This window comes from Microcoleus sp. BR0-C5 (assembly GCF_036705045.1).
Classification (GTDB): Bacteria; Cyanobacteriota; Cyanobacteriia; order Cyanobacteriales; family Microcoleaceae; genus Microcoleus.
In genome coordinates this window covers 14,535-17,934 of sequence record NZ_JAUBTR010000073.1, presented here as the reverse complement: position 1 = coordinate 17,934, position 3,400 = coordinate 14,535, and the positions used below count along the sequence as shown (strand labels likewise).

Genomic DNA, 3,400 nt, shown 5'->3' with positions numbered 1-3,400 from the left:
GCAGTTTTTCCCCTCACGACCGCGCCGAGTGCTAACCCGATCCTATCTCAGGAACTGCCAAACAATGCAGCGCCAGCTACAGTTTCCTTGCCGTCGAATAGCACAGAACCTAGTGCAGTTTTTCCCCTCACTCAAGTCAATGTCCAAGCAAATGGGACAGCCAATGATGGGATGCGACAGGTAACATCTGTGTCTCAATTGTCAGATGTTCAGCCTACAGATTGGGCGTTTCAAGCGCTACAATCTTTAGTAGAAAGGTATGGCTGCATCGCGGGCTATCCCGACGGGACTTTTCGGGGAAATCGCGCCTTAACCCGCTATGAATTTGCCGCTGGTTTGAACGCTTGTTTAGACCAAGTTACCAAGCAAATTGGCGCGAATACAGCTAATTTAATTACAAAAGAAGACTTGGCAATTCTGCAAAAACTGCAAGAAGAATTTGCGACTGAATTAGCAAGTTTGCGGGGGCGAGTCGATGCTTTAGAGGCGCGGACGGCCGAGTTGCAGGCCAATCAATTTTCTACTACAACTATCCTGGGGGGAGAAGTGATTTTTGGACTGGCGGCGGCCAGCGGTGGCAATCCACCGGGGAAAGGTGATAAAAATGTCATTTTCGGACACTTGACGCGCTTGCAGCTTACTTCTTCTTTTACTGGCAAAGATCGCTTTCGGATTCAGTTAGCAAGCGGTAATTTTAGTAATGGGGGATTTGCAAGTGCGGATTCCTTGGGAACCAATCAGGCGAGGCTGTCTTACCAGACGGATTTGAACAATAACATTGCCTTGGATTTGGTGGAATATCGCTTTCCGGCTTTTAGCGATCGCGTAGTGTTTACAGTTAGGCCTGTTGGCTTCAGTTTGAGCAGCGTTTTGACAGCCAACTCTCCCTATTTTGACACGGGGCGGGGTGCGATTTCCCGTTTTGCCGAAGCGAGTCCACTCTTTAAAATTGGCAACTTAGAAGCGGGGGTTGGGCTTGACTGGTTGCTGACTCGAAAACTGCGGTTGCAGTTGGCTTATGGCACGGCAAATTCTAGCAGTCCGGCACAGGGTAACGGCTTTGTGGCGAGCGATCGCAGCGCTTTAGGCGTGCAGCTTTTAGTCAAGCCTGCGGCTACAATTTCAACCGGGATTACTTACATCAATGCCTATTCCAAGAGTGGTTTTTTGGAGACTTATACAGGTAGCATTAATGCTGACACATCAGGGGGAATTAACCAGCCTTCCCAAATTAATGCTTTCGGGGGGACGCTACAGTGGCGGATTACTCCTAAGCTAAATTTTGCGACTTGGGGCGGGTGGATCAACTCGGATTCTACGAAGTCGAATGCTTTTGCTAGAACTAGGACCTATATGTTTACTTTAGGTCTGATCGATCCGTTAGGACGGGAAGGGGATTTGTTAGCATTTGTCTTTGGCCAGCCGCCCCGATTAGTGGATGGGAGGAATTTAGGTGCGGGTAAAGACCGAGACACTTCTTTGCACTTTGAACTGTTCTACCGCTTGCGGGTGAACGATAATATCTCCATTACACCGGGATTTTTTGTGGTGACTAATCCTGAGAATAATGCCAATAACAACAGCCTGTTTGTCGGGACAGTGCGGACAACTTTCAGTTTTTAAGAGAGGCAATAATGAATAAAGCGAATATCTTGTTTATCGGTTTAACTGTCGCAATGTATTGCAGTTTTGGAGGTGTTCTCAAGGCAGCTAAGGCTGGGGAAGTAGAAGTAAAAAACTCTAATTTAACAGCACAAAATCCTGCCACACCTAATGCGAAACCAGCGGGAGATCAGACAATTCCAAAGCCAAAATCTGCTTTTTTTGAACAAGAAAGAAGAACGAATGACGGGTTTACTGATTTCCTCACCGATGCGGTTGATGGAGTTAGCGATCCGATCGCGGGAACCGGAGGAGTTGGGACTGGTTTTGACGGACCGAGAATAGAGGCGGGGGTGCGGAACTCGCCCGGTTTATCTCCGTTAGGGGTGTCCTCCTTTGACCGGACTTCGGTGGTGATTCCCCGGCGGTAGAGAGGACAGTTGGGTGGGCAAATAGCCCGCCTCAAATTTCTGAAAGCGATCGCTAACTATAGCGATCCTAAATGAGTCGTAAAAAGATGTAGGGGTAGTGCTACCCCTACTCCCCGTGCCTACCCCGGCCTCATGGGGCAACCACGGGGGGTTTGCCCCTACAAGAATTACACAAATGATTTAGGATTGCTATATCAGCTTTCGGTTTGACAACCGTAAACGTTTTAAATAGGAGATAAAAATGCCTTTCAACACAGACAGCATTGGTGGCGGAATCGGCACAGATCCCGGGGCAGGTGGCATTCCCATTGGCGACAGTAACACAGTACAATCGTCGCCATCTCGCACTCCCATATCACTCAATTTTGATGGCATTGGCGACTTACAACCTGTTGCTAACTTTCTTCCTTCTACCGTCGGCGTTTCCATTTCTCCCAACGCTTTAGGAATTGTTGATTTTGCTTCAGGTGGCAGCGGAAATTTTCTGAGCACCACTGGCGGAAGAAATACAGCACTGACATACAAGGAGAGTGATTCGATTGTCCTCAATATCAATGATGGATTTACAGGTCAGCTATCCTTCAAGTATTCTTCACCCTTTTTTGACGGGCATCAAGTTAAAATTTATGACGGTTTGAATGCAACAGGAAGTCAACTAATTTCTGTACCTTTGGCTAGGACTAATGAAGGTCGCGGGTTGATTGGTGCTTACAATCCCTTCGAGCCTGTTACAATTCCTTTTAATGGCACTGCGAAATCAATTCAAATTGGCAGCAGGGCTGATAAACTTTTAATAGATGACATTCAATTAGCGGCAGGGTCAGCAAGCACTCCAACGCCAACGCCAACTCCTGCGCCAGTAACGAGAGTACCGACGCTACTATTTGCGGATGTTTCAGTGAGCCAGAATGATAGCCCAGAACCGGTTACAGTTGGCAACAATTTGACTTATACGGTGACAGTTACTAATAACAGTCCTGTCAATGCGGCGGATAATGTGGTTTTAACGGATAATTTGCCAGCCGGAGTAACTGTTGTTTCTGCAAATTCTAGTCAGGGAACTGTTACAATCAACCCTGCGGGAACAGGAAATTTGCCTCGAACAGCGTCACAAGTCACACCAGTTTCTCCTAGTGGAATTACAGCTAATTTAGGCACAATTCCGCCTAATGGCAGCGTTGTCACCACAATCGTTGTCACCCCAACGGTACCAGGCTTAATTAACAATAATGTCAGCGTCTCTACCTCAAGTTCAGATTCAAATTTAGCAAATAATAGCGATAGCGAAATTACCTTAGTCAATCCTTTTCCACCAACGCCAACGCCACTATTTGCGGATATTTCAGTGAGCCAGAATGATAGCCCAG

General features: G+C 47.2%; 3 protein-coding genes. All 3 read left to right on the top strand.

Annotated elements, in window-relative coordinates; genetic code table 11:
* Nucleotides 1–87: 87 nt before the first annotated feature.
* Entirely contained in the window at nt 88–1,623 is a 1,536-nt protein-coding gene (locus tag QUB08_RS25805; RefSeq protein WP_333228353.1) for an iron uptake porin, read from the top strand.
* A gap of 11 nt (nt 1,624–1,634) precedes the next feature.
* Nucleotides 1,635–2,033, top strand: a complete 399-nt coding sequence (locus QUB08_RS25800) for a hypothetical protein (RefSeq protein ID WP_333228329.1) — start codon at nt 1,635–1,637, stop codon at nt 2,031–2,033.
* Nucleotides 2,034–2,274: 241 nt separating this feature from the next.
* The coding region (locus QUB08_RS25795) for a hypothetical protein (RefSeq protein WP_445300955.1) at nt 2,275–3,400 on the top strand (1,126 nt) is incomplete at its 3' end.

Bases quoted from the DNA above. Each gene is read 5' to 3' on its own strand.
- QUB08_RS25800 (WP_333228329.1), top strand. From the start codon at position 1,635: ATGAATAAAGCGAATATCTTGTTTATCGGTTTAACTGTCGCAATGTAT.